Here is a 24,286-nt window from a genome sequence, read left to right as displayed (position 1 = left end):
AAATGAGGTGCGGCGCGAACCTTGCCACGCCGACCCTGCCCTCATCCGGCCCTATAGGCCACCTTCTCCCCGCGAGCGGGGAGAAGGTGCAAGAAGATCAGCCGACGATCAGCTCGGTCCACTTCTGGTTAATCCAGTCGGCCTTGGTGGTGTAGAGGTCATAGCGCGGGATGATCGGCGCGATATCTGACGAGACGGCGGCGAACTCGTCGGCCGTCAGGTCCATCAGCTCGCGCTTGACGGTGGGCGAAGTGCCGACCTTGCGCGACATTAGAGCCTGCACCGATGGCTGGCACATGTGGTCGATGAAGGCGTGCGCCTCCTCGCTCTTCTTCGAGGCGCGCGACAGCACCCACGAGCCGGCATCCTGGATGCCGCCTTCCTTCGGGAAGGTCGAGCGTACCGGCTGCCCCTCGGAAGCGGCGAGGCCGGTGACATCGTGGTAATACTGGCCCATCGGGATCTCACCCGACTTCAGCGCCTGCTCGAACTGTGCCTCGTCGCGATACCAGAGCCGCACGTTGGGCTTCACTTCGGCGAGCTTTTCGAAGGCCTTGAGGATGCCTTCCTCGGTGTCGAGCGCGTTGGTGCCGCCCATGAAGGTCTTGGCCGTCACTTCGAGCAGGAACGAGTTGGAGGCAAGCGCCAGAAGGCCGAGCTTATCCTGGTTTGCCGGGTCCCAAAGGGCCGTCCACGAATCCGGCGCAGTCGGGAAGACGTTGGTGTTGGTCACCAGGGTGATGTACCAGGCCACCGCTCCGATGCCGGCGACCGCGCCGTCAGGGTACTTATTGACGAAATGGTCGATAAGGTTGGAGCTGTTCTTGATCTTGGCGAGGTCGAGCGGAGCCCACAGCTTGGTCGACTGGCCCTTGAGCACCGACGTCTGCGACATCATTGAAAGGTCCGCCGGAGCCTGGCCTGCCTTGGCGGCCTGCTCGAGCTGCACCAGCCAGGCCTCGCCGGTCGGCTCGGCCACCGATTCCACCGCGATGCCGGTCGACTTGGTGAACTCGGGGAAGATGTGCTCGTCGAAGGATTTCTTGAAGTAACCGCCATAGACGCCGATCTTGATCGACTTGTCCTGTGCTCGCAGGACGGCAGGCATGGCGAGCATGGCCGCCGAGGCTACGCCGGCCCCAAGCACGGCGCGACGGTTCATCGGGTGGTTCAGAATTCTGGTCATTGTTCTCTCCTCATTTTCCGCCGGCTTTGCGCCGGCTGTTCCCATTTGAAAGTCTTCATTGTGAAGCCCGTTCAACGGGCCGCGGTCTTGGCCTCCAGCCGCCGTGCGTATTGTGTCAGCGGGTAGCAGAGCACGAAGAAGATCAACGCGACCAACCCATAGACCTTGAATGGTTCGAAGGTGGCGTTGTTGATCGCGTTCGACGTCCTGAGCAGTTCCTCGAAGCCGATGATCGAGGTCAGCGCGGTGGCCTTGATCAGCTGGACCAGGAAGCCGACGACCGGTGCGCGGGTGATGGCGAAGGCCTGCGGCAGGATCACCAGCCGCAGCTCCTGAATGTGGTGCAAGCCGAGGCTGGCGGCGGCGTCCCACTGGCCGCGCGGCAGCGCATCGACACCGCCGCGCCAGATCTCGGCGAGATAGGCGCTGGCAAAGAAGGTCAGTCCGAGCACTGCCGCCGTCCACGGCTCGATGCGGAAGCCCAGCATCGGCAGGCCGAAAAACATCAGGAACAGCTGCATGAGCAGCGGTGTGCCCTGGAACAGCGCAATGTAGCCGCTGGCGAAACGGCGCGCCCACTTGGCCTTGGAGATGCGCAGGAACAGGATGGCGATGCCGACGATGCCGCCGCCGATGAAGGCTGCGATCGACAGAAGCACGGTCCAGCGCGTCGCGAAGATCAGGTTGCGCAGGATGTCCCAGAAGGTGAACTCGATCATGACACACCCGCCGAGAGCGTGCGCCGGCCGACGCCGACGAGGATGCGGCGCAGTGCGATCGAAAGACCGAGATAGATCATGGTGACGACGAAATAGGTCTCGAACGCGCGGAAGGTGCGGGCCTGCAGCATGTCGGCCTCATAGGTGAGTTCGCGCACTGCGATCTGCGACACGACCGATGACTCGAGCATCATGATCACGATCTGGCTGGTCAACGCCGGAAAGATGACTTTCAGCGCCTGCGGCAGCACGATCTTGACGAAGACCTGGCGCGGCCGCAAGCCCAAGGCAGCCGCAGCCTCGTGCTGGCCCCTGGGCACGGCGTCGAGGCCGGCGCCGACGATCTCGGTGGTGTAGGCGGCCATGTTGAGCGTCATCGCCAGGATGGCGGCGACGATCGGGTCGAGCCGGATGCCGATCGCCGGCAGGCCGAAGAAGATGAAGAACAGCTGCACCAGGAACGGCGTGTTCCTGATCACCTCGACATAGACAGTGATGGCATGTTTCAGCCATTTCGGCCCGCTGCGCCGGCCGGCTGCCGCCAGCACCGATATCAGCGTGCCGGCAATCGTCGTCACGACGATCAGCAGGATCGTCATGGCGGCGCCGCGGGCGATTGCGCCCGCGGCCCCTTCAAGCCAGCCGAAGTCGAGGCTGTAGCTCACCGATCAGTCCTTGAGGTTCTCGGGGTTGAGCGGAACTTTCAGCCACTGCTCCGATGACTTGCCGAGACGTCCGTCGGCCAGCATGGCGGCAACCGTGTCGTTGATGACCTTCTTCAGGCCTTCCTCGTTCTTGTTGAGGCCAATATGCGACGGCGAGGTCAAAAGCTGGAACTTCTGCTCCGGCTTCAGCGCCTCCTGGCGCGCCAGCACCTGGGCGCCGACGTCGTTGCCCACCACCATCAGCTGGGTCTGGCCGGAGATGAAGGCCTGGATGACGGCGTTGTAGTTGTCGAAACGCTTGATGTCGGCAGTGGCCGGCGCGGCCTCGGTCAACGAGGTGTCTTCGAGCGTGCCGCGGTTGACGGCGATCGACTTGTCGCCGAGGTCTTCCTTGCCCGAGACCTTGAGTTCGGCGGGGCCGATCACGGCGATGTAGTAAGGTGCGTAGGCCGCGGCGAAGTCGATGACCTGCTCGCGCTCCTTGGAATAACCGACGCTCATCAAAAGATCGACGCGATGATCGTTGAGATAGGGAATGCGGTTCTGGCCGGTCACCGCAACAGGGTTCAGCTTGACCTTGAGCGCATCTGCGATGGCCTGCGCCACATCCATGTCATAGCCCTTGAGGCTCATATCGGCGCTGGCCGAGGAAAAGGGCGGGAAGTCGGCGAAGACGCCGACATTGATCTGGCCGGCCTTGGCGATGTCTTCCAGCGCATCGGCATTGGCCGGCGCTGCGGCGAAAGCGGCTGCGCCCGCGACAACCAGAGCGGCGACCGTCGACTGCAGAAATGTCCTGATGTTCATGTGATGGTTCCCTCTGGAATGTTGTTGAAGCTTCTCGTTAGCATCTGGCCGCCTTTTCCAGAACAGCGGCCAGACGAAATCGTTGTGGTCAGGCGCCCTTGTTGGCAACGAAGGGGCTGAACATCATCAGGCTCAGGATCTCGAACAGCACCTGGGCGCCGGCATGCGCGGTGTTGGTGGTCGAATCATACTGCGGCGCCACCTCGACGACGTCGCCGCCGACCAAGTTGAGGCCCTTGAGGCCGCGGATGATTTCCAGCACTTCGCGCGTCGTCAGGCCGCCGACCTCGGGCGTCCCGGTGCCGGGCGCAAAGGCCGGGTCGAGGCTGTCGATGTCGAAGGAGAGATAGGTCGGACCGTCGCCGACGATCTTCTTCGCCTTTTCGATGACGGCGGGGATGCCCATGCCGGTGATCTCCTCGGCGTGGATGACGGTCATGCCGGATTCGTAGGAGAACTCCCACAGATATTCGGCCGAACCGCGGATGCCGATCTGGATGACGCGGGTGGGGTCGAGCACCCCGTCGAGCACGGCGTTGCGGAACGGGCCGCCGTGGTGGAACTTGGTCAGGTCATAGGCGCCGCCGGTGTCGCAATGGGCGTCGATATGGATCATGCCGACCGGGCGCTTCTTACCGACAGCCTTGAGGATCGGATGGGTGATCGAGTGGTCGCCGCCGACCGACAGCGGCACGACGCCGGCGTCGACAATCTGGCCGATGCGGCGCTCGATGTCCTCATGGCTGAGCTCGAGCCGGTAGCGGCTGCGGAAGGCGATGTCGCCGATATCGGCGACGCGCAACTCCTGCACCGGGGCGCAGTCGAGCACATGATTGTAGGGTCCGATGCGTTCGATGGCGCGCACCGCACGCGGGCCGAAGCGCGAGCCCGGACGGTTGGTCACGCCGAGATCCATCGGCACGCCGACCATCGCGACCTGCAGGTCGCCGAAATCGGGATTGTCGTTGTCGACCGGCAGGTAGGGCGCGGTCAGAAAGGTCGGGATACCAGAGTAGGGCGCAAGGCGCGTGCCCGACTTGTTGAAGATCTTGTCGGCGACGCGGCGGAACTTCGGGTCGAACAGGTCGCCGCCATGGCCCTCGCCATATTTCTTGCGCAGCTCGTCAAGTTTTTTGACGTCGAAACCCATGATGTCCTCCTGTGGTCCGAGATGGCAATGCGGGCGATCGCCTGTGGCTGTCCGCTCCCGGCGGCCAGCCTGACACCTCATGTTCCCCGCATGCTTTTGCTTGTTATCGGGCAAGTCTCCGGCAGCGCCGTTGAAATAGCAATTGATAATGTTAAGGTCTCTGCTGTGAGAATTTCTCACAGCAGAGACCCCTTCCAGGCGGAGTTTTCATGTCCCGGCGCCTGCCCCCGCTGAACCCGCTTCGCGCCTTCGAGGCGACCGCGCGCCATGGCTCGCTGACCAAGGCCGCGGGCGAGCTCAACGTCACCCATGGTGCGATCAGCCACCAGATCCGCGCGCTCGAGGCGACGCTGAAGGTCAAGCTTCTGGAGCGCAGCGGCTCGCGCCTCAAGCTCACTCCGCAAGGCGCCGAGCTTCTGCCTGCCGTATCGGGCGCCTTCGAAAGCATTGCCTCCGCCACCGCCCGCATGACCAGACCAACAAGCTCCGGCAAGCTCACCGTCTCCTGCGTGCCGGCGCTGCTGTCATTGTGGCTGGTGCCGCGCATCGGCGGCTTCACCGCGCAGTATCCGGGCATAAGCCTGCGCCTCAACGCCTCCAACGACGCACGCGACATCCATTCGCCCGACGTCGATGTCTGCGTGCTCTATGGCGACGGCAGCTGGACCGACTGCTGGCTGAAGAAGTGGTCGACGCTCGAGTTGTTTCCCGTCGTCAGCCCGACGCTGATCAACAACCGGCCGATCCGCAGCGTGCGCGACCTCGCCGACCACGTGCTGCTCCATGCCGACGAAGGGCGCGAGTGGCACACCTGGCTGGCGGCGGCCGATGCGCTCGACGTGCGCCCGAGGCAGCAGCACCGCATGTCAGGCGCGAGCCTGACCACTGAGGCTGCAGTGCACGGCCATGGCCTCGCGCTCGGCGACACGGTCACCGCATCCAGCCTTCTCGCTCGCGGCCAGCTGGTGACACCCTTCAACCTGTCGGTGCCAGCGGTCGATGCCTTCTATGTCGTCTGCCGCAACGAAGTGCGCTCGGCGCCCATCGTGCAGTCCTTCATCGACTGGCTGTTTGCCGAGCGCGAGGAACTGCCCGCGCCAGAGCAGGTGACCGGCCAGATCAGCATTCGCAAGCGTCGCGGGCAGAAGGTTGCGCCGGCGGCATGAGCAGCCGCGCCGTCTATTTCATCCAGCCGATGCAACCATGAGGCCACGGATCGATTTTTGTGGTCGGGCGCTTGATCGCCGGTGCGCTATATCCCAAAGCTAGCAACGCAAGCGCGCCGCTGGCGGGCCGCAGCACTTTGTATCTGCGCATGATCCCATCCGAAACCGGGAGCCATGCGCCGGGAGGACCGAGGCGGAATGGCAAGGACCGACATTGCAAGGCGGGTGTACAACCACACCTGGAAGCTCGATCCGATCGTCCGCTCGCTGCTCGACACGGATTTCTACAAGCTTCTGATGCTGCAGATGATCTGGGGCATGCACGGCAAGGTCGACGCCACATTCTCGCTGATCAACCGCGCCACCTCGGTCAAGCTCGCCGAAGAGATCGACGAAGGCGAACTGCGCGAGCAGCTCGACCACGCACGGTCGCTGCGCTTCTCCAAGAAGGAGATGATCTGGCTGGGCGGTAACAATTTCTACGGCCGCAAGCAGATCTTCGAGCCGGAATTCCTGGCCTGGCTCGAAGATTTCCAGTTGCCCGAATACCACCTCGAAAAGCGCGACGGCCAGTATGAGCTGACTTTCGCCGGCCCGTGGATGTACACCACGCTGTGGGAGATCCCTGCTCTCGCAATCATCAACGAGCTGCGCTCCCGTTCGGCCATGAAGGCCTTCGGCCCGTTCGCGCTCGACGTGCTTTATGCGCGCGCCAAGGCCAAGATGTGGGACAAGACCGAGCGGCTGAAGAAACTGCCCGACATCAAGATCTCGGATTTCGGCACCCGTCGCCGCCACTCATTCCTGTGGCAGCGCTGGTGCGTCGAGGCGCTGAAGGAAGGCATCGGCAACGCCTTCACCGGCACCTCCAACGTGCTCCTGGCCATGGACACCGACCTCGAAGCGCTCGGCACCAATGCGCATGAATTGCCGATGGTCTATGGCGCGCTCGCCGACAACGAGGATGAGCTTAAGCAGTCGCCCTATAGGGTGCTGCGCGACTGGCAACGCTATTATGGCGGCAACCTGTTAATCGTGCTGCCAGACGCGTTTGGCACCGCTGCCTTCCTGCGCGATGCGCCTGATTGGGTAGCCGACTGGACTGGTTTCCGTCCCGACAGTGCCCCGCCCATCGAGGGCGGCGAACGCATCCTGAAATGGTGGCGCGAACGCGGCCAGGACCCGCGCTCGAAGCTGTTGATCTTCTCCGACGGCCTCGACGTCGACACCATCATCGACACCTACCACCACTTTAAAGGCAAGGTGCGCATGTCCTTTGGCTGGGGCACCAACCTGACCAACGACTTCGAAGGCTGCGCGCCGCGGCCAACCGACCGGCTGAATGCGATTTCACTGGTCTGCAAGGTCACCGAGGCCAACGGCCATCCCGTCGTGAAGCTCGCCGACAACCCGGCAAAGGCGACCGGCGACAAAGCCGAGATCGCCCGCTACCTGCGCATCTTCGGCGAGAAGGATCGCGTCGAACAGTTGGTGAAGGTCTAGTCGAGAGGCGGCTACGGATGAAGTGGGTTCCGAGCCGCAAGACCATCGTGCTCCTGCTGTTGCTCGTCACCTATTTCGCCCTCGGCGTGATCGATACCCTCTCCATCTCAGGGCAAGCCACCAAAATCGGTTTCTCGTTCCTGTCCAGCCTGCTGGTCGCGCAGTGGTGCTATCAGGATTCACTGACGCGCCCGGTTTCGGTGACCCGGTGGAACCTGTGGCTGCTGGTGATAACGTCAGCGCTCGGACTGCTGGTCTACCTGTTCCGGTCGCGCTCGGTGGGGAATGCTATGATAGCAGTCGCCAAGTCCACGGCCTTCTTCCTTGCCATGATCGTCAGCTATGCGATCGGCTTCGTCGTGGTCGAATCCACGAACTAAAGCACTGGATCCGAATACGGTTGTCCTCCAGCACCACCGACATGTGGCACATTGAAACCGTGAAAACGCAGCCTGCAACAACGATGGGCAAAGTCCTCCGCCGTTCGGCAGCAATCGTTGCGGCAATGTTGCCGAGCGCCCCTGCCTTCGCCCATGCCTCCGACCGGAGCCACGTGCTGCTGCTTCCAACCGGATACTACATGGCCGGCGCAGCGTTTGCGGTTGCCGCGAGCTTTCTTGTCTTGGCTCTGGTGCCGCCGCAGCGGCTTGTCGCGGTATGGCGGCAGCGGCTGGCCCTTGGCTCTGTGCCGGACCTTGCCTTGCCCTTGAGCCTGCTGTCTTTCATGGGCTTTGCAATGCTGCTCGCCGCGGGCCTGTTTGGCAGCCGCGACCCGCTGTCCAATCCCTTGCCCCTCGTTGTCTGGACACTGCTGTGGGTCGGCCTGACGCTGGTCCAGGGCCTCGCCGGCAATGCCTGGCGCTGGCTCAGTCCCTGGTACGGGCCATACCGGCTGATCGCCAAGGTGCTGGGAAATGCAGCCCCCCGCGAGGGCGCGCTCAAGTTTCCTGCATGGGTCGGCTACTGGCCGGCCTTCGTGCTGTTTTCCGCCTTCGCCTGGTTCGAGTTGATCGATCCGGCGCCCGACGATCCCGAACGCCTCGCCATCGCCGCAGGCCTCTACTGGGTCGTTTCGTTCGCCTTTATGCTCGCCTTAGGCTTCGAGCGCTGGAGCCGGCAGGGCGAATTCCTCTCGGCCTTCTTCGCCATGATCTCGCGCTTCGGCATCATCGAGGGCGAACGGCAGGGCGACAGGCTGAAGCTCGCGCTGTGCTGGCCCGGCGCCAAGCTCGACCGGGTCGAGCCGTTGCCGCTGTCGGGCGCGCTGTTTCTGCTTTTGACGCTCGCCTCGGTCTCCTTCGACGGCTTTTCGAAGACTTTCGTCTGGCTCGGCTGGAACGGCGTCAACCCGCTCGAATTCCCCGGCCGCTCGTCGCTCATCGGCATCAACAGCACCGGGCTTGCGGCGATGTTCGTCCTGCTCGCCGGCCTCGGGTTCATTGCCGTGCTGGCCGGCGAGAGATTGGTCCGCAGCACGTTGCCGCTGCCCAAGGCTGCCGGGCTGTTGGTCTGGTCGATCGTGCCGATCGCGCTTGCCTATCATTTCTCGCACTATCTGACGTCGCTGCTGGTCAACGGCCAATATGCGATTGCCGCCTTGTCCGACCCGCTCGGCCGCGGCTGGAACCTGTTCGGCACAGCCGGTATGACGGTCGAGGCGGGCATCGTGATGGGGGCGGACTCGGCATGGTGGCTGTGGAACCTGCAGGCCGCAGCCATCATCGGAGGCCATGTGCTGGCCGTACTCGCAGCCCATTTGCTGGCCTACCGGCTTCACCCGAGGGCCGCCCGAGCAACGCTGAGCCAGCTGCCGCTGACGCTGCTGATGATCGGCTACACCGTCTTTGGCCTGTGGCTGCTCTCGACCCCGACTGCCGGATAGTTCAAATGCAGGAGTTGCTGACCCTGGGTAAGGTTCTATTGCCAGCCCGAGGATCGGTGATCTAGTTTGCATGCATCCGGTTTTCGCTCCAACAAAGACTTCCAATCCGCAGCATCGGCAGTCAAAAGCGCACAAGGGGACAGGGCATGACCGACAGCAACGGCTTCTTCGATCTCGGCAGGAAAAACATCTCGCGCCGCGCGGCGCTCAAGGGAATCGCCGCGGGCGCCGGCCTGATGGCAGCCCCGGGTTTCGTGCGCTACTCGCAGGCGCAGTCGTCGGCACCGATCAAGATCGGTTTCCAGGCGCATCGCACCGGCATCGGCGCCGCCTATGGCCGCTGGTACGAGAAGACGACCAATGCCGCGGTCAAGCTCATCAACGATGCCGGCGGCATCAATGGCCGCCCAGTCGAGATCATCGTCGAGGATGACGGCACCGACCCCAAGCGCGGCGCCGAGGTGGTCGGCAAGTTCGCCTCACAGCACAAGACGGACGTGGTCTATGGCACGCTGTTTTCCCATGTGGTCGTCGGCTCTGCACCGACCGCCGGCGAGCTCAAGATCCCCTATTACGTGGTCAGCGAGGGCTATCACGTCGCTTCGGGCAAGATGAACCGCTGGGTGTTCCAGCCCGGGATCACCGACGTGCGCTCGCAGGTCACCTCGGTCGCGCCATGGGTCGCGGCCAACCTCGGCAAGAAGGTGACGATGATCTATCCCGATTATGCCTTCGGCTACGATCACCGCGACTATTTCGGCCCCGCCATCAAGGCGCAGGGCGGCGACGTGATCGCCCAGATCCCGATCCCGCCGACGGAAAGCTCGTTCACCAAATACCTGCCGCAGATCCCGGCGCATACCGAGGTGCTGTACCACGTCATGGTCGGCCCCGGCGTCTTGACCTTCGTCAAGGAACTGGGCGAGTTCTACGGCTCGAACAAGCCGCAGCTGTTCGGCTTCATCGACTCGCTCGAAGCGGTCGACATCAACAGCCCAGGGCTCGAATTCCTCGATGGCAGCCATTTCTGGGAAGGCTCGCCGCGCTATGCGCAGGCCAATGACAGCGAGGCGCAGAAAGCCTATCGCAAGGCAGTCGGCATCGACGACAACGGCGCCTCGGTGAGCGATCCAAAGGACGTCTCCACCGCCGCCCACATGTTCGGCTGCTGGGAGACGCTCTACGTCATCAAGAAGGCGATGGAAGACGCAGGCTACAAGGGCCCCGAGGACCGCGCCAAGCTGGTCGAGGCGACCGAGGCGCTGACCGAGTTCAAGGAAGGGCCGGAGCATCCGCAAGGCGACAAGATCTTCAACGGCAAGATCCATCAGGTCTTCGGCCACCAGAACATCTCCAAGGTCGAAGGCGGCAAGCTCAACGTCGTGCACCGGACATCGATCGAGGACGGCATCTACGCACCCGAGGCGGACTACACGACGCAGCCGCTGTGAGCTGAAGATGCCAATGCCGGTGCTGCCCGTCATCCCCCTGCCGGGACCTTCTCCCCGCAGAACGGGGAGAAGGAGGATGGCCGCAACGCTGACGCCCCCCTCGCCCCGTTTACGGGGAGAGGGTAAGGGTGAGGGGCAGCGCTGCCATTGCCGGACAATCGACACCTGAATGCCCTTCTTACCCCACCTCCTGTTGGCCACGCTCGAAGGCCTCGTCACCTCTGCGGTGCTTGCTTTGACGGCACTTGGCCTGTCGTTGGTCTTCGGCGTCATGCGCATCGTCAATGTCGCGCATGGCGAGTTCTTCATGCTGGGCGCAGTGCTCGCCTGGGCGATCACGTCAGCCGTCACCGGCCATCCGGCACTGGGTTTTGCTGCCGCTCTGGTGCTGTCGCCGCTGATCGTGGGCTTCGTCGCCTGGATATCGGAGCGGCTGGTGCTCAGCCGGATCGAGTACAACCCCGAAGCAACGATCGTCGCCACCATCGGCCTGCTCTACATCATCCAGCAGCTGGCGCTGACCTTCTACGGTCCGGAAGCGCGGCCGGTGACGCCGCCGTTCAACTACCGCATCCAACTGCCATGGTTCGGCTATTCTGGCTACAAGCTGTCGATCATCGCAGCTTCGGCACTGCTTTTGATTGCCGCCTGGTTCGTCTTGACCCGCACCAGGATCGGGCTGGTGATGCGCGCCACCCAACATGACCGCGAGACGGCGCAGGCCTTCGGCATCCCGGTCGGACGTGTCTATGGCGCGGTATTCGCGCTCGGTGCCATGCTGGCGGCAATCGCTGCGGTGCTGATCGTGCCGATCAGCCAGGCCCATTACCTGATGGGGCTCGACCCGCTGCTCCTGTCCTTCATCGTCGTCATTGTCGGCGGGCTCGGCTCGCTGCGCGGCACCGTGGTGGCGGCGCTCCTGATCGGCGTCTCCGATGGCATCATTTCGGTGTTCTTCTCGCCGACATTGGCCAAGATCATCGCCACGCTGCTCGTCGCCCTGGTGCTGGTGTTCCGCCCGCAGGGCCTGTTCGGAGCGGCGACGAAATGAGCGGCGACGGGACGGCTAAGGTCTACGCCCTGCATGCGGCGGTCATCGCTCTGCTCGTCGCGCTCAACTTCGCCCTGCCCGAGTATCACCATGCCGTGCTGGCAAGGGTGTTGGTGCTCGCGGTCTTTGCCATGGGCTACAACATGCTGTTCGGTTATGCCGGGCTGCTCAGCCTCGGCCACGCCATGTTCTTCGCCGCCGGGCTCTACGGCGCCGGCCTGCCGCTCTACCATCTCGGCTGGGGCGTGCCTGCCGCCTTCGCCTCGGGCCTCGCCGCCGGCCTAGTGGTCTCGGCAGGGATCGGCCTGCTCGCGCTCAGGACATCGGGCGTCGCCTTCATGATCGTCACCATGATGTTCGCGCAGGTGTTTTATCTCGTCACGCTCTATTTCGGCGAATGGACGCGCGGCGACGAAGGGCTGGTGCTGCAGCAGCAGGCAAGGCAGGTCGCCTTGGGCGAGACCACGCTCGATCTCACCAATCCGACGACGCGTTATCTTCTCGCGGTTGCCCTGTTCGCCATCGTTCTGTTTGCCACGCTCGCCGTTGTGCGTTCGCGCCATGGCCGCGTGCTGGTGGCGATCCGCGAGAACGAGGAGCGCACCAGGATGCTCGGCTACGACACCTTCACAAACAAGCTGGCGGCGGTGGTGACCTCGGGCGTCATCTGCGCCGCTGCCGGTGCCGCCTATGCGCTCTTGTTCGGCTATGTCGGCTCGACCTTCGCTTCGGTGCAATATTCGATCCTGCCGCTGCTCTGGGTGCTGCTCGGCGGCGCTGCGACGACGCTCGGGCCGCTGATCGGCACCCTGTTCATGTACTACGTCATCGACATCGCCAGCGGCTACACCTCGGCCTACATGCTGGTGGTCGGCGTGGTGCTGATCCTTCTGGTGCTCTATTTCCGCAAAGGCGTGCTTGGCACGGTGCGGGAGCGCTGGGTCAGGTGGTTGCCATGACGCCGTTGCTTGTCGTCAGGAACCTGTCGCGCCAATTCGGTGGCCTGCGCGCCGTCGACGATGTCGATTTTTCGGTTGTGCCCGGCGAGATCCGGGCTGTCATCGGACCCAACGGCGCCGGCAAGACCACCTTCGTCAGCCTGGTGTGCGGCCGCTACGCGCCGAGTGCGGGCACAATCGTCTTCGACGGCGAGGACATCACCGACATGCCGGCTCATCTTAGGGTCCGGCGCGGCATCGCCTACACCTTCCAGATCACCAGCGTCTTCGCCAATCTCTCTGTCTATGACAATGTCGCCCTGCCGCTGCAGCGGACCTTGACCGACGGCCGCTCACGCGGGGCGGTGCGGCAAGGGGTGATGCAGGCGCTGGAGCGTGTCGGGCTTGGCTCGCGCGCCGACATCCCGGCGGGCACACTGGCCTATGGCCATCAGCGCCTGCTGGAAGTCGCCATGGGGCTGGCGCTGAAGCCGCGGCTGCTCATCCTCGACGAGCCGACGCAAGGACTGGCGGACAGCGAGATCGAAGGCTTCATCACCCTGGTACGCGACATCTCCAGGGACGCGACGGTGCTCTTGATCGAACACAACATGCAGGTGGTGATGGCGCTCGCCCACCGCATCACCGTTCTCAACGCCGGGCGTATTCTCGCCGAAGGCACGCCGCCGGAAATCCGCGCCAATGCGGCGGTGCAAGAGGCCTATCTCGGCACCATCGGGGAGGCCGGCGCATGAGTGCCGTGCTGACGATTTCAGGGCTCGATTGCTTCTATGGCGAGGTGCAGGTGCTACACGGGCTCGACCTCGAGCTGAACAAGGGCGAGGTTTTGTGCCTGCTCGGCCGTAATGGCGCGGGCAAGACCACGACGCTGAAGGCGATCATGGGACTGGTGCGGGCGCGGGCCGGCTCGATCCGGCGCGGCGGGCGGGAGCTCACCGAGTTGCCTGCGCATGAGGTGCCCAGGGCCGGCATCGCCTATGTGCCGCAGGGCCGGCGTCTGTTTGCCGAACTCACCGTCGCCGAAAACATCGAAATCGGGCTGATGACGCGGCGCAAGGGCGCCGTGACCCGCGAGGCGGTCCTAGACCTGTTCCCGGTGCTACGCGAACGGCTGAAGCAGCGCTCCGGCACGCTGTCGGGGGGCGAGCAGCAGATGCTGGCCATGGCGCGCGCGCTCTGCCTCGAACCCGACGTGCTGCTGCTCGACGAGCCGACCGAAGGGTTGATGCCGTCGATGATCGCGCGCATTCGCGAGACGGTGGCCAGCCTGCGCCAGCACGGCGTGTCTACCATCCTGGTCGAACAGCGCGTCGATGCGGTTCTGTCGCTGGCCGACCGCGTCGCCTTCATCGAAAACGGCCGCAATCGCGAGACGGTCGACGTCGCACGGCTGCACAAGGACCCTGAAATGGTAAGGCGCTATGTCGGCGTGGGGTAGCTCCCCGTAGTGACGGGAACAAGGGGCAAGTGCCACTTGTGGGGAGAGGTTAGGGCGGCGCCCGACACCTCCACGTACCTCACCCGAAGAACACGAACCCAGCGATCAGGAAGGTCGGGATCAACACCGCGCCCGACCACAGCATGTAGCCGAAGAAGCCAGGCATCCTGACACCGCTCTCCCTAGCGATGGCATAGACCATGAAGTTGGGTGCGTTGCCGATATAGGTGTTGGCGCCCATGAACACCGCACCGGCCGAGATCGCCATCAGGGTGCCGGCAAAGGTCGTCATCAGCGCCTGCGGATCGCCGCCGGCGAGCTCGAAGAAAACGAGATAGGTCGGCGCATTGTCGAGGAACGACGACAATGCGCCGGTAAGCCAGAAATAGGCGAGGTTGTTGGGCTCGCCGCCTGGCCCGGTGACCAGCGACACCAGCGGTGCAAACGCCCCGTCGAGCCCGGCGCGCAAGATGGCGATGACAGGCACGATGCAGATGAAGATGCCGGCAAACAGCTTGGCGACTTCTGTTATCGGGCCCCAGGAGAAGCCGTTGGCAGCGCGGTATTCCTTGCGAGTGACCACCAGCGAAACAAAGGCCAGCACCAGGATAATGACGTCGCGGACGAGGTTCTGTAGCTCGACATGGACGCCATAGACCGAGAACTCGACACCAGGCTTCCACGACGCCGAAAGCAGGATCGCAGCGATGACGCCTGCAAGCAGCAGAATGTTGGCGAGGCCGCGGATGCGCACCTTCGAATGCGGCGTCGGGTCCTTTACCTTCGGCTGACCCTGCTCGCGCCTATGGAAATGCCAGTCGACAACGAGGAAGGCTGTCAGCACGATGCCGCCGACCAGCAAAGTCTCGCGCCAGAGATGGGTTGTCGTCCAGAAGAAGTCGACGCCACGCAGGAAGCCGACAAACAGTGGCGGATCGCCGAGCGGCGTCAGCGAGCCGCCGATGTTGGACACCAAGAAAATGAAGAAAACGACGACATGGGCGTTGAACGGCCGGTTGTCATTGGCCCGGATCACCGGCCGGATCATGATCATCGAGGCGCCCGTCGTGCCGACGACCGAGGCCAGCAGCGCGCCTATCAACAGCAGGCCAGCATTGACCCGCGGCGTGCCCTCGATATTGCCGGCCAACAATATGCCGCCCGAGATGGCGAACAGCGCAAACAGGAGGATGATGAATGACATGTATTCGAGCAGCAGCGTGTGCAGCACCGCCTCAATCGACACGTCGAAGCCGAAGGACAGCGCCAGCGGCACGACGACCAGGGCTGCCCAGCCGGCTGCGATCTTGCCGTAATGATGTTCCCACACATGCGGGTAAAGCAGCGGTCCGGTGGCGATCGACAGCAACAAGCCGGCGAAAGGCAGCGCCCACAGAAGAGACATCGACGCCCCCGGCAGCCCCTGCTCGGCGGCCAACGCCGTCCCCGCACTGCCCAGCAGGCCGGCCAGCGCCAGTGACGCAGCCGCAACACGCGCAAATCTCATTTAGTCCCTCATGCCGACGTATGGCGCCGGACTTTTCGAAATCTTCGTCGTTTCCCCGCGAAGCCCGCTCAGGCGAGCGTGACGCCTGCCGCGCGCATCCTCTCGATCATGGCGTCAAGGGACCCATTGAGGTCGATCGCCCGGCATCCGTCGAGCCGAACAGTGGTGGCAAATCCCTGTGCCACTGCGTCGAGCGCCGAAAAGCCCACGCAGAAATCAGTGGCGAGACCGACAAGCGTAATCTCACCGATGCCACGCTCGCGCAGATAGCCGGCAAGCCCTGTCGGCGTCAGGTGGTCGTTCTCGAAAAAGGCCGAATAACTGTCGATGCCCAGGCGATAACCCTTGCGGATCACCAATTCGGCCTTGCTCCAGGCAAGCCCGGTGTGGAAATCGGCGCCCTTGCTACCTTGGATGCAATGGTCCGGCCACAGCGTCTGCGGGCCATAAGGCATGTCGATCGTGTCATAGGGATTACGGCCCTGGTGGCTCGAGGCGAAGCTCGAATGGCCCGCGGGGTGCCAGTCCTGGGTCAGCACCACATGCTCGGTGTTGCGGATGAGGTCGTTGACCAGCGGCATGATCTCATCGCCGCCCGACACGGCCAGCGCGCCGCCAGGACAAAAGTCGTTCTGCACGTCGATGACGATAAGCGCGTCCGCGGCCATGGAACCTCCTCACGAACAGGGTTTTCGGGGTCGCCGAAACTGAGCCGGATGCCAGCTTAGGTCAACCAGCAAGTTGGCGCGGCGGCCACTTCCACGCCGCCTTTGACAAAAGGTTGCCGAAGGTTATCTTTTGCATGCGAATGATTTGACCGGCTATCGGCCGGGAGGCATTGCGTGACACGCTACGCGAGACCCAAGACGCTCGACGAAGCGCTGGCCCTTCTCGATGAAGGCGCCTGGAGGGTGGTGGCTGGGGCCACGGATTTCTACCCCGCCCTCGGCAGTAAGCCGCTCCAGGAAGACATCCTCGACATCAACGGACTGGCTGAACTGCGCGGCTTGCGCGAAAACCCAGGTCACATCGTCATCGGTGCGCGAACAAGCTGGACCGACATCCACGATACCGAGTTGCCCCCGGCATTCGCGGCACTGCAACAGGCGGCGCGCGAGATAGGTGCGATCCAAATCCAGAACGTCGCCACCGTGGCAGGCAATCTCTGCAATGCTTCGCCGGCTGCCGATGGCGTTCCTCCTCTGATGACGCTCGACGCCGAAGTCGAGCTGCAGTCGTCCTCGGGCAGCCGGGCCCTGCCTCTGCACGCCTTCATTCTGGGCAACCGCAGGACAGCGAGGCTGCCGAACGAACTGGTAACGGCGGTGCGGATACCCAAGGCAGCGACCGCAGGGCGATCCGCCTTCGTCAAGCTCGGCGCCCGGCGCTACCTTGTCATCTCCATCGCCATGGCGGCGGCAAGGCTCGCGCTCGATGGCAACGGTCGGATCGCACAGGCGGCCATCGCAGTCGGCGCCTGCTCGGCGGTCGCGCAACGACTGCGCAAGCTCGAGGCAGCACTTGTTGACCAACCTGCCGGTGCCGTCACCGAAATCGCAGCCAGCATCTCGTTCGACGAACTTGCGCCCATCGACGACGTGCGCGGCAGCGCTGGCTACCGGCGCGAGGCGGCGCGGGAAATCGTCATTCGCGCCCTGCTTGCCGCGACAGCCGAAACGAACAGGCGGGCAGCCGCATGAAGACCGACCGCGCGCCCATCAGCTTCGCGGTCAACGGCACGCCCGTATCGGTGTCGGTTGCGCCGATGCGGCGGCTGTCCTCGGTGCTGCGCGACGAACTCGGGCTCACCGGCACCAAGGTGGGCTGCGATGCCGGCGACTGCGGCGCCTGCACGGTGCTGCTCGACAACCAGCCGGTCTGCGCCTGCCTGATGCCGGCGGCGGCAGCGGAAGGCGCAAGCATCCGCACCGTCGAAGGCCTCGGCGAACAGGCTCTTTCCGCCCTGCAGGCGTCGTTCCTGGCGCATGGCGCCGCCCAATGCGGCATCTGCACGCCGGGCATGCTGATGGCCGCCACGGCCCTTTTGGAGCACGTCGCGCAGCCGAGCGAGGAGCAGGTCAGGGACGCCCTCGGCGGCGTGCTCTGCCGCTGCACCGGCTATCGCAAGATCATCGACGCGGTGGTGGAGGCGTGGCGCTCCGTATCGCCATCCAGGCACTGCGACTTGCACCTCCCGTCCGCTGGCCACGCTGTGGGGACATCGCCCGTCCGGCTCGACGGCGTGCCTAAGATCACCGGCAGCGAAAAATTTGGCGGCGATTCCTTCCCTACCGACGCGCTGGCGGTGCTGGTCGTGCGCTCGCCCTACCACCGCGCCGCCTTCCGCTTCAGCGATCTCGACGCCTTCAAGGCCACACCCGGCATCGTTGCCATCTTTACCGCCGCCGACATTGGCGGCGTCAATCGCTTCGGCGTCATCCCTTCCTTCGCCGATCAACCGGCGCTGGCCGAGACGGAAGTGCGATTCCGCGGCGAGGCGGTGGCGCTGGTGGCCTGCGAGCCCTGGGCAGCACGCGACCTGGACATGGCGACCTTCCCGATCGAATGGCGGGAGCTCTCGTCGACGCTGGATCCGGCACAGGCGCAAACCAGCGATGCAGCCCTGCTGCACGCCGACAGGCCAGGCAACGTCCTGGTGCGCGGTTTCGTTGAGCGCGGCGAGCCGGACGCGGCACTTGCCGCAGCAACCTGCACCGTGACAGGCCAGATCGAAACCTCCTATGTCGAGCACGCCTATATCGAGCCGGAAGCCGGCTATGCATTTGCCGAGGACGGCATGCTCACCATCGTCGCCTGTACCCAGGCGCCCCATCTTGACCGCGAGGAAACAGCCGGCATTTTAGGCCTTTCGACGGACAAGGTGCGCATCGTGCCGACGGCAACGGGCGGCGGCTTCGGTTCCAAGATCGATGTGTCGCTGCAGCCGCTGATCGGGCTGGTGGCGCTCAAGACCGGCAGGCCGGCAGCACTCGCCTACACCCGTTCCGAATCCATGGCTTCGACGACCAAGCGCCATCCGGCCACGATGACCGCCACAATCGGCGCGGATGCCCGCGGCATGGTGCTCGGCATGGTGTTCGATGGCGAGTTCAACACCGGCGCCTATGCCAGCTTCGGTCCCACCGTCGCCAACCGCGTGCCGGTCCACGCCTGCGGCCCCTATGTGACGCCGAATTACCGCGCCAGCGCCCGGGCCATCCACACCAACGGGCCCATTTCCGGTGCCTTTCGCGGTTTCGGCGTGCCGCAAGCGACGATCATGCAGGAAACGCTGTTCGACGAACTGGCGGACATGCTCGGCATCGATCGCCTGCAATTGCGTCGGAACAATGCACTTCGTAACGGATGCGAAACGGTGACAGGGCAGCGGCTCGAGGCCGGCGTCGGTATAGGCGAATGCCTGGACAAGCTTGAACCGCATTGGCGCCGCGCGCTTGATGAGGCTGAGGCATTCAATGCCGCGAGCGAGAGCATCAAGCGTGGCGTCGGTATCGCCTCCTGCTGGTATGGCTGCGGCAACACCTCGCTGCCAAATCCCTCGACCATCCGGCTCGGCATCGCTGCAGAGGGCAACGTGGTGCTGCATCAGGGCGCGGTCGACATCGGCCAGGGGTCGAACACGGTCATCGCCCAGATCGCCGCCGATGCACTTGGCCTGCCGCTTTCGAATTTCACGCTGCGCGGCGCCGATACGGCGATCACGCCCGACGCCGGCAAGACATCGGCGTCGCGCCAGACCTATGTTTCGGGCAGGGCTGCGGAAAAGGCGGCGCGGGCGCTGCGCGACAAGCTGCTGCGCCATGCCAATGCCTCACCTGCCGCGAAGCTGCATCTCGAAAACGGCATGCTGACGGTCTGGGAAGGCGAGACACGCCGCCACATCGATCTCTCCAGGCTGGAGCGCGATGCGGGAGGACTGGTCTTCGCCGCCGAGGAAAGCTACGACCCGCCAACCCTGCCGCTCGATGCCAAGGGCCAGGGCAAGCCCTATGCCGTCTATGGTTACGGCGCGCAGATCGCCGAGCTTGAAATCGATCTCAGGCTGGGCACGGTCAGCCTCAGGAAATTCACGGCCGCCCATGATGTCGGCAAGGCGATCAATCCGCTTTTGGCCGTGGGACAAATCGAGGGCGGCATCGCCCAGGGCATCGGCATGGCGCTGATGGAGGAATACATCCCCGGCCGCACCGAGAACCTGCACGACTATCTGATCCCTACAATTGGCGACGTTCCATCAATCGAGACCATACTGGTGGAAGTTCCGGACCCAGAAGGACCCTTTGGTGCCAAGGGCCTGGGCGAACATGTGCTGATCCCGACGGCACCGGCAATCCTCAATGCCATACGCCACGCCACGGGCGTTTCGGTCCGCAAGGTTCCGGCAACGCCCACGCGTATCATGGAGGCATTGCGTGGGGTGCGGTCGTCATGAACGAATTGTCCGAACGCTTCGAAGGCCATGAGCCCGGCAACAGCCAGTCAGGCGACAAGCTGCGCTGCGATGCCTGCCCGGTCATGTGCTACATCGCCGAGGGGCGCACCGGCGCCTGCGACCGCTACGGCAATTTCGGCGGCCATATCGTCCGCTGCGACCCGGTTCGCGTGCTCGACTATGCCGTTGAAAATGGCGCAGCGGTGGTGCCGTTTGGTGGCGAGACCTGGGACGGCGAACTGGTCAACACCACCAGGCGCTTCGTCACTGCCATCGGTTCCGGCACCACCTATCCCGACTACAAACCGGCGCCATTCATCGTCAGCCAGGAGGTCGAAGGCGTCGATCTGGTAACCATCGTCACCGAAGGGATCTTCTCTTATTGCGGCGTCAAGGTGAAGATCGACACCGACCGCCACATCGGCGCGGAAACTGCAACGGTTCGCGCCCAGGGCGAGGCCGTCGGCCATGTGACGACAGGCGAATACGGCTCACAGATGCTGTCGCTCGGCGGCGTGCATCATTTGACCGGCGGCTCGAAGTCGGAAGGCCGCGTGACCTGCGATACCCTGCTCGATCTCTGCAGCAAGAGGGCGGTGGAGCTTGAGATCGACGGCGGCGCAAAGATCGTCGTGCAGGCTGGCCAGCCGCCTGTGATCGATGGAACCGCCGAGCATCGCATGCGCGTCGGCTGCGGTTCGGCAACCATCGGCATGTTCGCGAGCCAGTGGCGCGGCCTGGTCGACGAAGTGGTGGTGGTCGACGATCACATCACTGGCGTCGTCTCCGAGCACCAAGCGGGCAAGGTGCTCGGCTGGGAAGATACGGGAATCAAGATCCTTGGCCGGCGCTCGACGCCGGGGCGCTATTTCAAGGTGTCGGAGCCGGGGCTCGGCTGGGGCGGCACGTCGATCTCCGATCCGCTCGACATATTGGGCGAATGGAACGCCAAGAAAGGGGCACGGCCGGGTCTCTCGCTGCTGATGGTGTCAACGACGGGCGAGCAGTTCGCCTATTACGAACTCGACGGCGACCTTCGGCCTGTCGCAAAACCATTCCCAGACCGTCTCCGGAAATCGGTCCGGCTGATCGAGGACAATTGCGAGCCGGCCTTGTGTACCGTGCTGTTCATCGGCGGTGCCGGCGGCAGCCTCAGGGCCGGCGTCACCGAAAACCCCGTCAACCTGACCCGGTCGGTGCAGTTGTTGCAAACCTACGTCACGGTCGGCGGCGCGCCTGTCTATGTCTGGCCAGGCGGCGGCATCACGCTGATGGTCGACGTCATCAGGGTGCCCGACGGCGCCTTCGGCTATGTGCCGACGCCGGCGCTGGTAGCGCCCATCGAATTCACGCTGCGCAAAGACCACTATCTGGCGCTCGGCGGCTATGAGGCCGAAATCCGCAGCGTCGACGACGTAGTCCGGCGCGGCGGCGCCTATTTCAACGAACGGGCGACTGGATCGGCCGGGACCAACAACCCCTGGCCACCGCTGGCGCATCTGCGCCGGACTGCGCCGGGCGGTTCGCCATGAATGCACCCGAAATCGCGTGGCTGCCCGACGGGCGGCGTCTGCATTTCCACCACGGACCAATCGACCTGATCGTCCAGGCCTTCGGCGATCCGGCCGAAGTGCAGGCAGCCTACCGGCAAGGTGCAGCCCGCTTTGAGACGATGCTCGGGGAACTGGTCGCGGAACTCGCCAACCTGCGCCGCCCTGCCGGCCGTGTCGTCAGGCAGTTCAGCGGCCCGACGGCACGACGCATGGAGGCCGCCGTCGCTCCGCTGGCCGATGTTTTCATCACGCCAATGGCGGCCGTGGCCGGTTCCGTAGCCGACGAGATACTTGCCTCGATGACTTTCGGCCGCAGCCTCAGTCGCGCCTATGTCAACAATGGCGGCGACATCGCGCTGCACATCGCTCCCGGCCACAGGATCGACGTGGCCATAGCCGGTACGGGCCGCGGCCTGGCCGACCGCCTGACGATCCCTGCCGAAGATCCGGTTCGCGGCATTGCCACCAGCGGCTGGCGCGGACGCAGCTTCTCGCTCGGCATCGCCGATGCCGTCACTGTGCTCGCCAGAACCGGCGCCGCCGCCGATGCAGCAGCCACATTGATCGCCAACGCCATCGACCTGCCCGGCCATCCCAAAGTCGCGCGCCGATCGGCCCGCGAGCTAGCGCCCGACAGCGACCTCGGCGACAGGCTCGTCACCGTCGATATCGGCGCGCTGGACGACGACGAAATCACCACTGCACTTGAGGCCGGGAGCACGGTGGCGGATATTTTCATGCGGCAAGGGTCGATCCAGTCCGCAGCGCTATTTCTTGGAGGTCACTACCGCATCCGCAGCAAGCCCGGGCTTGCCGCTTTCCTGGGTGAGACAAGGGGGGAACCTGTCGATGCCTGATTTTCCGATCCGAAAGACTGCAGTCATTGTCGAGGACATCTTTCACGATGGCGGGCCGCCGGCTGCGGTGCCGCGACGACGCGCGGCAGCGCTCGCTGTGGTGAAAAACCCCTTCGCCGGACGCTATGTCGAGGAACTGCAAGACGCGATGGAAGACCTCAAAGCGCTCGGCCTGAGGCTCACGGATCGGCTGATCGAAGCCCTCGGCGGCGACATCAAGGCCATCGACGGCTACGGCAAGGGCGCCATCGTCGGATCGGCGGGAGAGCTGGAGCATGGTGCGCTGTGGCATGTGCCCGGCGGCTATGCTATGCGCGAAAGGTTGGGCGAGGCCAAGGCGATCGTACCTTCGGCCAAGAAGGTCGGCGCCTTCGGCGCGCGCATCGATGTACCGATCGGCCACATCAATGCCGCCTATGTGCGCAGCCATTTCGACGCCATGGAAGTGGGTGTTCCCGATGGACCGCGCTCTGACGAGATCGTCTTCGCGCTGGTCATGAGCTGTGGCCCGCGCGTTCACAACCGCATGGGCGGGCTCAGGGCTGAGGACATCTCGGCCCAGGATGGGCTCAGGTGAGCCCCGTGGATCCCGATGCCGGCGGCTACCGGCTGCAGGACCAGATCGGCTTCATCCTGCGCAAGGCCCACCAGCGGCACGTGGCGATCTTCGCTTCGCACATCGCCGATCTGACGCCGCCGCAGTTTGCAGCGCTCGCCAAGCTGCGCGACATGGGCGAGACCTCGCAGAACCAGTTGGGCATGCTGATCGCCATGGACGCAGCGACGGTGAAGGGTGTGATCGACCGGCTGGCGGCGCGCGGGCTTGTCCAGCTCAGCAAGCACGAGGTCGACAAGCGCCGCCTGCAGGTTCGACTGACCGACGAAGGCCGCCGCGCCGTCGAAGATCTGGTGCCGTTGGCGCGGCAAATAACAGAGGAAACCATGGCGCCACTGACAGAGAAGGATGCAGCGACCTTGATCAGTCTGCTGACGAAAATAAGCTGAAGAGATTGGGGAGCGAGGCGGTCGGGCTTCCCTGTCGCTTCACTCCCCACTCCTTGATGCCCCTATTGCCTCAGTCGCCGTATGGGACCCAGACGTTTTTGACCTCGATGGCACGGCGGAGGAAGGCTTCGCCCTGGGCGGTTGGCCAGTCGAGGCAACGACCGTGGCCGGTCCAGACGCGCTTGAGGTTGCCCGTCGATTCCGCTTCCGCCGTGGCACAGATCTCGGCTTCGGCGACGACCCAGAGGCCGTCGACGTCATCGTGTTTGGCAAGGACCGCTGTGAGTTCCGCCGTGTGCCCGGTGACGATGTTGATCGCACCGGCGGGAATGTCGGAATATTCGAGCACCTGGTAGAGGTCGGTGGCAACCAGCGGGGCCGTGGTCGAGGGCACCACGACTGTGGTGTTGCCCATGGCAAGTGCCGGAGCGAGCAGCGAGATCAGGCCGAGCAGCGGCGCCTCGTCAGGGGCGACGATGCCGATGACGCCGACGGGCTCATGCAGCGCCAATGTCACCGTGCGTGCCGGCGGCTGGTGCACCCTGCCCTCGAACTTGTCGGCCATGCCGGCATACCAGAACAGCCGTTCGATGGATTGTTCGACTTCGGCCTTGGCGGCCTTGTGGCTGGCACCGGTCAGTTCGACGATGCGGGCCGCAAACTCTTCGGTGCGGCCGGAGAGGTTTTCGGCGAGGTAATAAAGAACCTGCGCCCGGTTGTAGGCGGTCGCCTCCGGCCAGGCCTTGCAGGCTCTGGCTGCCGAGACCGCGTCGCGGATGTCCTTGCGGCTGCCGAGACCGACCTCGCCCGCGAGCTTGCCCTTGGAGGTCAGCACCGGCAGCGCATAGTTGCCGTCAGGGCGCACCTGCTTGCCACCAATGAACAGCTTGGCGGTGCGGTCGATGCCTGGCGTCTCGCCATTGTCGCGGGCGGC

The 24,286-nt window shown here is 64.3% G+C and carries 23 protein-coding genes; 15 read left to right on the top strand and 8 right to left on the bottom strand.

The window, feature by feature from the left end:
• Nucleotides 1-97 precede the first annotated feature (97 nt).
• From NDO48_RS25335 to speB, 5 genes are all read right to left on the bottom strand, one after another.
• The gene (locus NDO48_RS25335; protein ID WP_040455904.1) at nucleotides 98-1,186 is read right to left on the bottom strand and encodes an ABC transporter substrate-binding protein; all 1,089 of its coding nucleotides are present in this window, start codon (nucleotides 1,184-1,186) and stop codon (nucleotides 98-100) included.
• A gap of 71 nt (nucleotides 1,187-1,257) precedes the next feature.
• Complete coding sequence (locus NDO48_RS25330; RefSeq protein ID WP_267322624.1) at nucleotides 1,258-1,905, bottom strand: amino acid ABC transporter permease; 648 nt, start codon at nucleotides 1,903-1,905, stop codon at nucleotides 1,258-1,260.
• Complete coding sequence (locus NDO48_RS25325) at nucleotides 1,902-2,570, bottom strand: amino acid ABC transporter permease (protein WP_267322623.1); 669 nt, start codon at nucleotides 2,568-2,570, stop codon at nucleotides 1,902-1,904. Before NDO48_RS25325 ends, NDO48_RS25330 begins: the two co-directional genes overlap by 4 nt.
• Before the next feature lie 3 nt (nucleotides 2,571-2,573).
• Nucleotides 2,574-3,377: a transporter substrate-binding domain-containing protein gene (locus tag NDO48_RS25320; protein ID WP_018425723.1), complete on the bottom strand. Its 804-nt coding sequence runs from the start codon at nucleotides 3,375-3,377 to the stop codon at nucleotides 2,574-2,576.
• An 88-nt stretch (nucleotides 3,378-3,465) separates the two neighbouring features.
• Nucleotides 3,466-4,527 (bottom strand): agmatinase, encoded by a 1,062-nt coding sequence (speB, locus tag NDO48_RS25315; RefSeq protein ID WP_267322622.1) that lies wholly within the window; start codon nucleotides 4,525-4,527, stop codon nucleotides 3,466-3,468.
• A gap of 209 nt (nucleotides 4,528-4,736) precedes the next feature.
• Here speB and gcvA point away from each other — a divergent pair, with 209 nt between their 5' ends.
• The 9 genes from gcvA (at nucleotide 4,737) to NDO48_RS25270 (ending at nucleotide 13,977) form a co-directional block, all read left to right on the top strand.
• Nucleotides 4,737-5,693 carry a transcriptional regulator GcvA gene (gene gcvA / locus NDO48_RS25310; RefSeq protein ID WP_267322621.1) on the top strand — a complete coding sequence of 319 codons (957 nt, stop codon included), beginning with the start codon at nucleotides 4,737-4,739 and terminating at the stop codon, nucleotides 5,691-5,693.
• Nucleotides 5,694-5,891: 198 nt separating this feature from the next.
• Nucleotides 5,892-7,196: a nicotinate phosphoribosyltransferase gene (gene pncB, locus NDO48_RS25305; RefSeq protein WP_267322620.1), complete on the top strand. Its 1,305-nt coding sequence runs from the start codon at nucleotides 5,892-5,894 to the stop codon at nucleotides 7,194-7,196.
• A 17-nt stretch (nucleotides 7,197-7,213) separates the two neighbouring features.
• Nucleotides 7,214-7,576 carry a hypothetical protein gene (locus NDO48_RS25300; RefSeq protein WP_018425719.1) on the top strand — a complete coding sequence of 121 codons (363 nt, stop codon included), beginning with the start codon at nucleotides 7,214-7,216 and terminating at the stop codon, nucleotides 7,574-7,576.
• Nucleotides 7,577-7,659: 83 nt separating this feature from the next.
• Nucleotides 7,660-9,078, top strand: a complete 1,419-nt coding sequence (locus NDO48_RS25295; protein WP_267322619.1) for a hypothetical protein — start codon at nucleotides 7,660-7,662, stop codon at nucleotides 9,076-9,078.
• Nucleotides 9,079-9,224: 146 nt separating this feature from the next.
• Nucleotides 9,225-10,529, top strand: a complete 1,305-nt coding sequence (locus NDO48_RS25290; RefSeq protein ID WP_267322618.1) for an ABC transporter substrate-binding protein — start codon at nucleotides 9,225-9,227, stop codon at nucleotides 10,527-10,529.
• A 169-nt stretch (nucleotides 10,530-10,698) separates the two neighbouring features.
• Nucleotides 10,699-11,580, top strand: coding sequence for a branched-chain amino acid ABC transporter permease (locus NDO48_RS25285; protein WP_267322617.1), 882 nt, complete (start codon nucleotides 10,699-10,701; stop codon nucleotides 11,578-11,580).
• Nucleotides 11,577-12,539, top strand: coding sequence for a branched-chain amino acid ABC transporter permease (locus NDO48_RS25280; protein WP_018425715.1), 963 nt, complete (start codon nucleotides 11,577-11,579; stop codon nucleotides 12,537-12,539). The genes NDO48_RS25285 and NDO48_RS25280 overlap by 4 nt, the downstream gene beginning before the upstream one ends.
• Nucleotides 12,536-13,273: an ABC transporter ATP-binding protein gene (locus NDO48_RS25275; RefSeq protein WP_267322616.1), complete on the top strand. Its 738-nt coding sequence runs from the start codon at nucleotides 12,536-12,538 to the stop codon at nucleotides 13,271-13,273. The genes NDO48_RS25280 and NDO48_RS25275 overlap by 4 nt, the downstream gene beginning before the upstream one ends.
• On the top strand, nucleotides 13,270-13,977 hold the full coding sequence (locus NDO48_RS25270; protein WP_018425713.1) for an ABC transporter ATP-binding protein: 708 nt from the start codon (nucleotides 13,270-13,272) through the stop codon (nucleotides 13,975-13,977). The genes NDO48_RS25275 and NDO48_RS25270 overlap by 4 nt, the downstream gene beginning before the upstream one ends.
• Nucleotides 13,978-14,056: 79 nt before the next feature.
• Here the strand turns inward: NDO48_RS25270 and NDO48_RS25265 are convergent, their stop codons facing one another.
• Both NDO48_RS25265 and pncA read right to left on the bottom strand, forming a co-directional pair.
• The gene (locus tag NDO48_RS25265) at nucleotides 14,057-15,484 is read right to left on the bottom strand and encodes a sodium:proton antiporter (protein WP_018425712.1); all 1,428 of its coding nucleotides are present in this window, start codon (nucleotides 15,482-15,484) and stop codon (nucleotides 14,057-14,059) included.
• Between the two features lie 68 nt (nucleotides 15,485-15,552).
• Nucleotides 15,553-16,152: a bifunctional nicotinamidase/pyrazinamidase gene (pncA, locus tag NDO48_RS25260; protein ID WP_018425711.1), complete on the bottom strand. Its 600-nt coding sequence runs from the start codon at nucleotides 16,150-16,152 to the stop codon at nucleotides 15,553-15,555.
• A gap of 174 nt (nucleotides 16,153-16,326) precedes the next feature.
• Here pncA and NDO48_RS25255 point away from each other — a divergent pair, with 174 nt between their 5' ends.
• The 6 genes from NDO48_RS25255 to NDO48_RS25230 are packed head-to-tail and all read left to right on the top strand — an operon-like array spanning nucleotide 16,327 to nucleotide 23,352.
• A complete protein-coding gene (locus NDO48_RS25255) occupies nucleotides 16,327-17,184 on the top strand; it encodes an FAD binding domain-containing protein (RefSeq protein WP_267322615.1) in 858 nt (285 codons plus the stop codon).
• Entirely contained in the window at nucleotides 17,181-19,937 is a 2,757-nt protein-coding gene (locus NDO48_RS25250; RefSeq protein WP_267322614.1) for a molybdopterin-dependent oxidoreductase, read from the top strand. The genes NDO48_RS25255 and NDO48_RS25250 overlap by 4 nt, the downstream gene beginning before the upstream one ends.
• Nucleotides 19,934-21,469, top strand: a complete 1,536-nt coding sequence (locus NDO48_RS25245; protein ID WP_267322613.1) for a 6-hydroxynicotinate reductase — start codon at nucleotides 19,934-19,936, stop codon at nucleotides 21,467-21,469. Before NDO48_RS25250 ends, NDO48_RS25245 begins: the two co-directional genes overlap by 4 nt.
• On the top strand, nucleotides 21,466-22,347 hold the full coding sequence (locus NDO48_RS25240) for a UPF0280 family protein (protein ID WP_267322612.1): 882 nt from the start codon (nucleotides 21,466-21,468) through the stop codon (nucleotides 22,345-22,347). The genes NDO48_RS25245 and NDO48_RS25240 overlap by 4 nt, the downstream gene beginning before the upstream one ends.
• Nucleotides 22,340-22,924 carry an amino acid synthesis family protein gene (locus tag NDO48_RS25235; RefSeq protein WP_267322611.1) on the top strand — a complete coding sequence of 195 codons (585 nt, stop codon included), beginning with the start codon at nucleotides 22,340-22,342 and terminating at the stop codon, nucleotides 22,922-22,924. The genes NDO48_RS25240 and NDO48_RS25235 overlap by 8 nt, the downstream gene beginning before the upstream one ends.
• The gene (locus tag NDO48_RS25230) at nucleotides 22,921-23,352 is read left to right on the top strand and encodes a MarR family winged helix-turn-helix transcriptional regulator (RefSeq protein ID WP_267322610.1); all 432 of its coding nucleotides are present in this window, start codon (nucleotides 22,921-22,923) and stop codon (nucleotides 23,350-23,352) included. Before NDO48_RS25235 ends, NDO48_RS25230 begins: the two co-directional genes overlap by 4 nt.
• Nucleotides 23,353-23,422: 70 nt before the next feature.
• Here the strand turns inward: NDO48_RS25230 and NDO48_RS25225 are convergent.
• A partial coding sequence (locus NDO48_RS25225; protein ID WP_267322609.1) for an aldehyde dehydrogenase family protein occupies nucleotides 23,423-24,286 on the bottom strand: 864 nt, incomplete at its 5' end.

The sequence above is a fragment of the Aminobacter sp. MET-1 genome (assembly GCF_026521175.1).
Taxonomy (GTDB): domain Bacteria; phylum Pseudomonadota; class Alphaproteobacteria; order Rhizobiales; family Rhizobiaceae; genus Aminobacter.
Note: the sequence above shows the minus strand (reverse complement) of the source record. Positions and strands in the feature narration are given on the sequence as shown.

Bases quoted from the DNA above. Each gene is read 5' to 3' on its own strand.
- NDO48_RS25285 (WP_267322617.1), top strand. From the start codon at position 10,699: ATGCCCTTCTTACCCCACCTCCTGTTGGCCACGCTCGAAGGCCTCGTC.
- NDO48_RS25270 (WP_018425713.1), top strand. From the start codon at position 13,270: ATGAGTGCCGTGCTGACGATTTCAGGGCTCGATTGCTTCTATGGCGAG.
- NDO48_RS25300 (WP_018425719.1), top strand. From the start codon at position 7,214: ATGAAGTGGGTTCCGAGCCGCAAGACCATCGTGCTCCTGCTGTTGCTC.
- NDO48_RS25320 (WP_018425723.1), bottom strand. From the start codon at position 3,377: ATGAACATCAGGACATTTCTGCAGTCGACGGTCGCCGCTCTGGTTGTC.
- speB (WP_267322622.1), bottom strand. From the start codon at position 4,527: ATGGGTTTCGACGTCAAAAAACTTGACGAGCTGCGCAAGAAATATGGC.
- pncB (WP_267322620.1), top strand. From the start codon at position 5,892: ATGGCAAGGACCGACATTGCAAGGCGGGTGTACAACCACACCTGGAAG.
- NDO48_RS25235 (WP_267322611.1), top strand. From the start codon at position 22,340: ATGCCTGATTTTCCGATCCGAAAGACTGCAGTCATTGTCGAGGACATC.
- NDO48_RS25240 (WP_267322612.1), top strand. From the start codon at position 21,466: ATGAATGCACCCGAAATCGCGTGGCTGCCCGACGGGCGGCGTCTGCAT.
- gcvA (WP_267322621.1), top strand. From the start codon at position 4,737: ATGTCCCGGCGCCTGCCCCCGCTGAACCCGCTTCGCGCCTTCGAGGCG.
- NDO48_RS25295 (WP_267322619.1), top strand. From the start codon at position 7,660: ATGGGCAAAGTCCTCCGCCGTTCGGCAGCAATCGTTGCGGCAATGTTG.
- NDO48_RS25330 (WP_267322624.1), bottom strand. From the start codon at position 1,905: ATGATCGAGTTCACCTTCTGGGACATCCTGCGCAACCTGATCTTCGCG.
- NDO48_RS25250 (WP_267322614.1), top strand. From the start codon at position 17,181: ATGAAGACCGACCGCGCGCCCATCAGCTTCGCGGTCAACGGCACGCCC.
- NDO48_RS25280 (WP_018425715.1), top strand. From the start codon at position 11,577: ATGAGCGGCGACGGGACGGCTAAGGTCTACGCCCTGCATGCGGCGGTC.
- NDO48_RS25290 (WP_267322618.1), top strand. From the start codon at position 9,225: ATGACCGACAGCAACGGCTTCTTCGATCTCGGCAGGAAAAACATCTCG.
- NDO48_RS25245 (WP_267322613.1), top strand. From the start codon at position 19,934: ATGAACGAATTGTCCGAACGCTTCGAAGGCCATGAGCCCGGCAACAGC.
- NDO48_RS25335 (WP_040455904.1), bottom strand. From the start codon at position 1,186: ATGACCAGAATTCTGAACCACCCGATGAACCGTCGCGCCGTGCTTGGG.
- NDO48_RS25275 (WP_267322616.1), top strand. From the start codon at position 12,536: ATGACGCCGTTGCTTGTCGTCAGGAACCTGTCGCGCCAATTCGGTGGC.
- NDO48_RS25265 (WP_018425712.1), bottom strand. From the start codon at position 15,484: ATGAGATTTGCGCGTGTTGCGGCTGCGTCACTGGCGCTGGCCGGCCTG.
- pncA (WP_018425711.1), bottom strand. From the start codon at position 16,152: ATGGCCGCGGACGCGCTTATCGTCATCGACGTGCAGAACGACTTTTGT.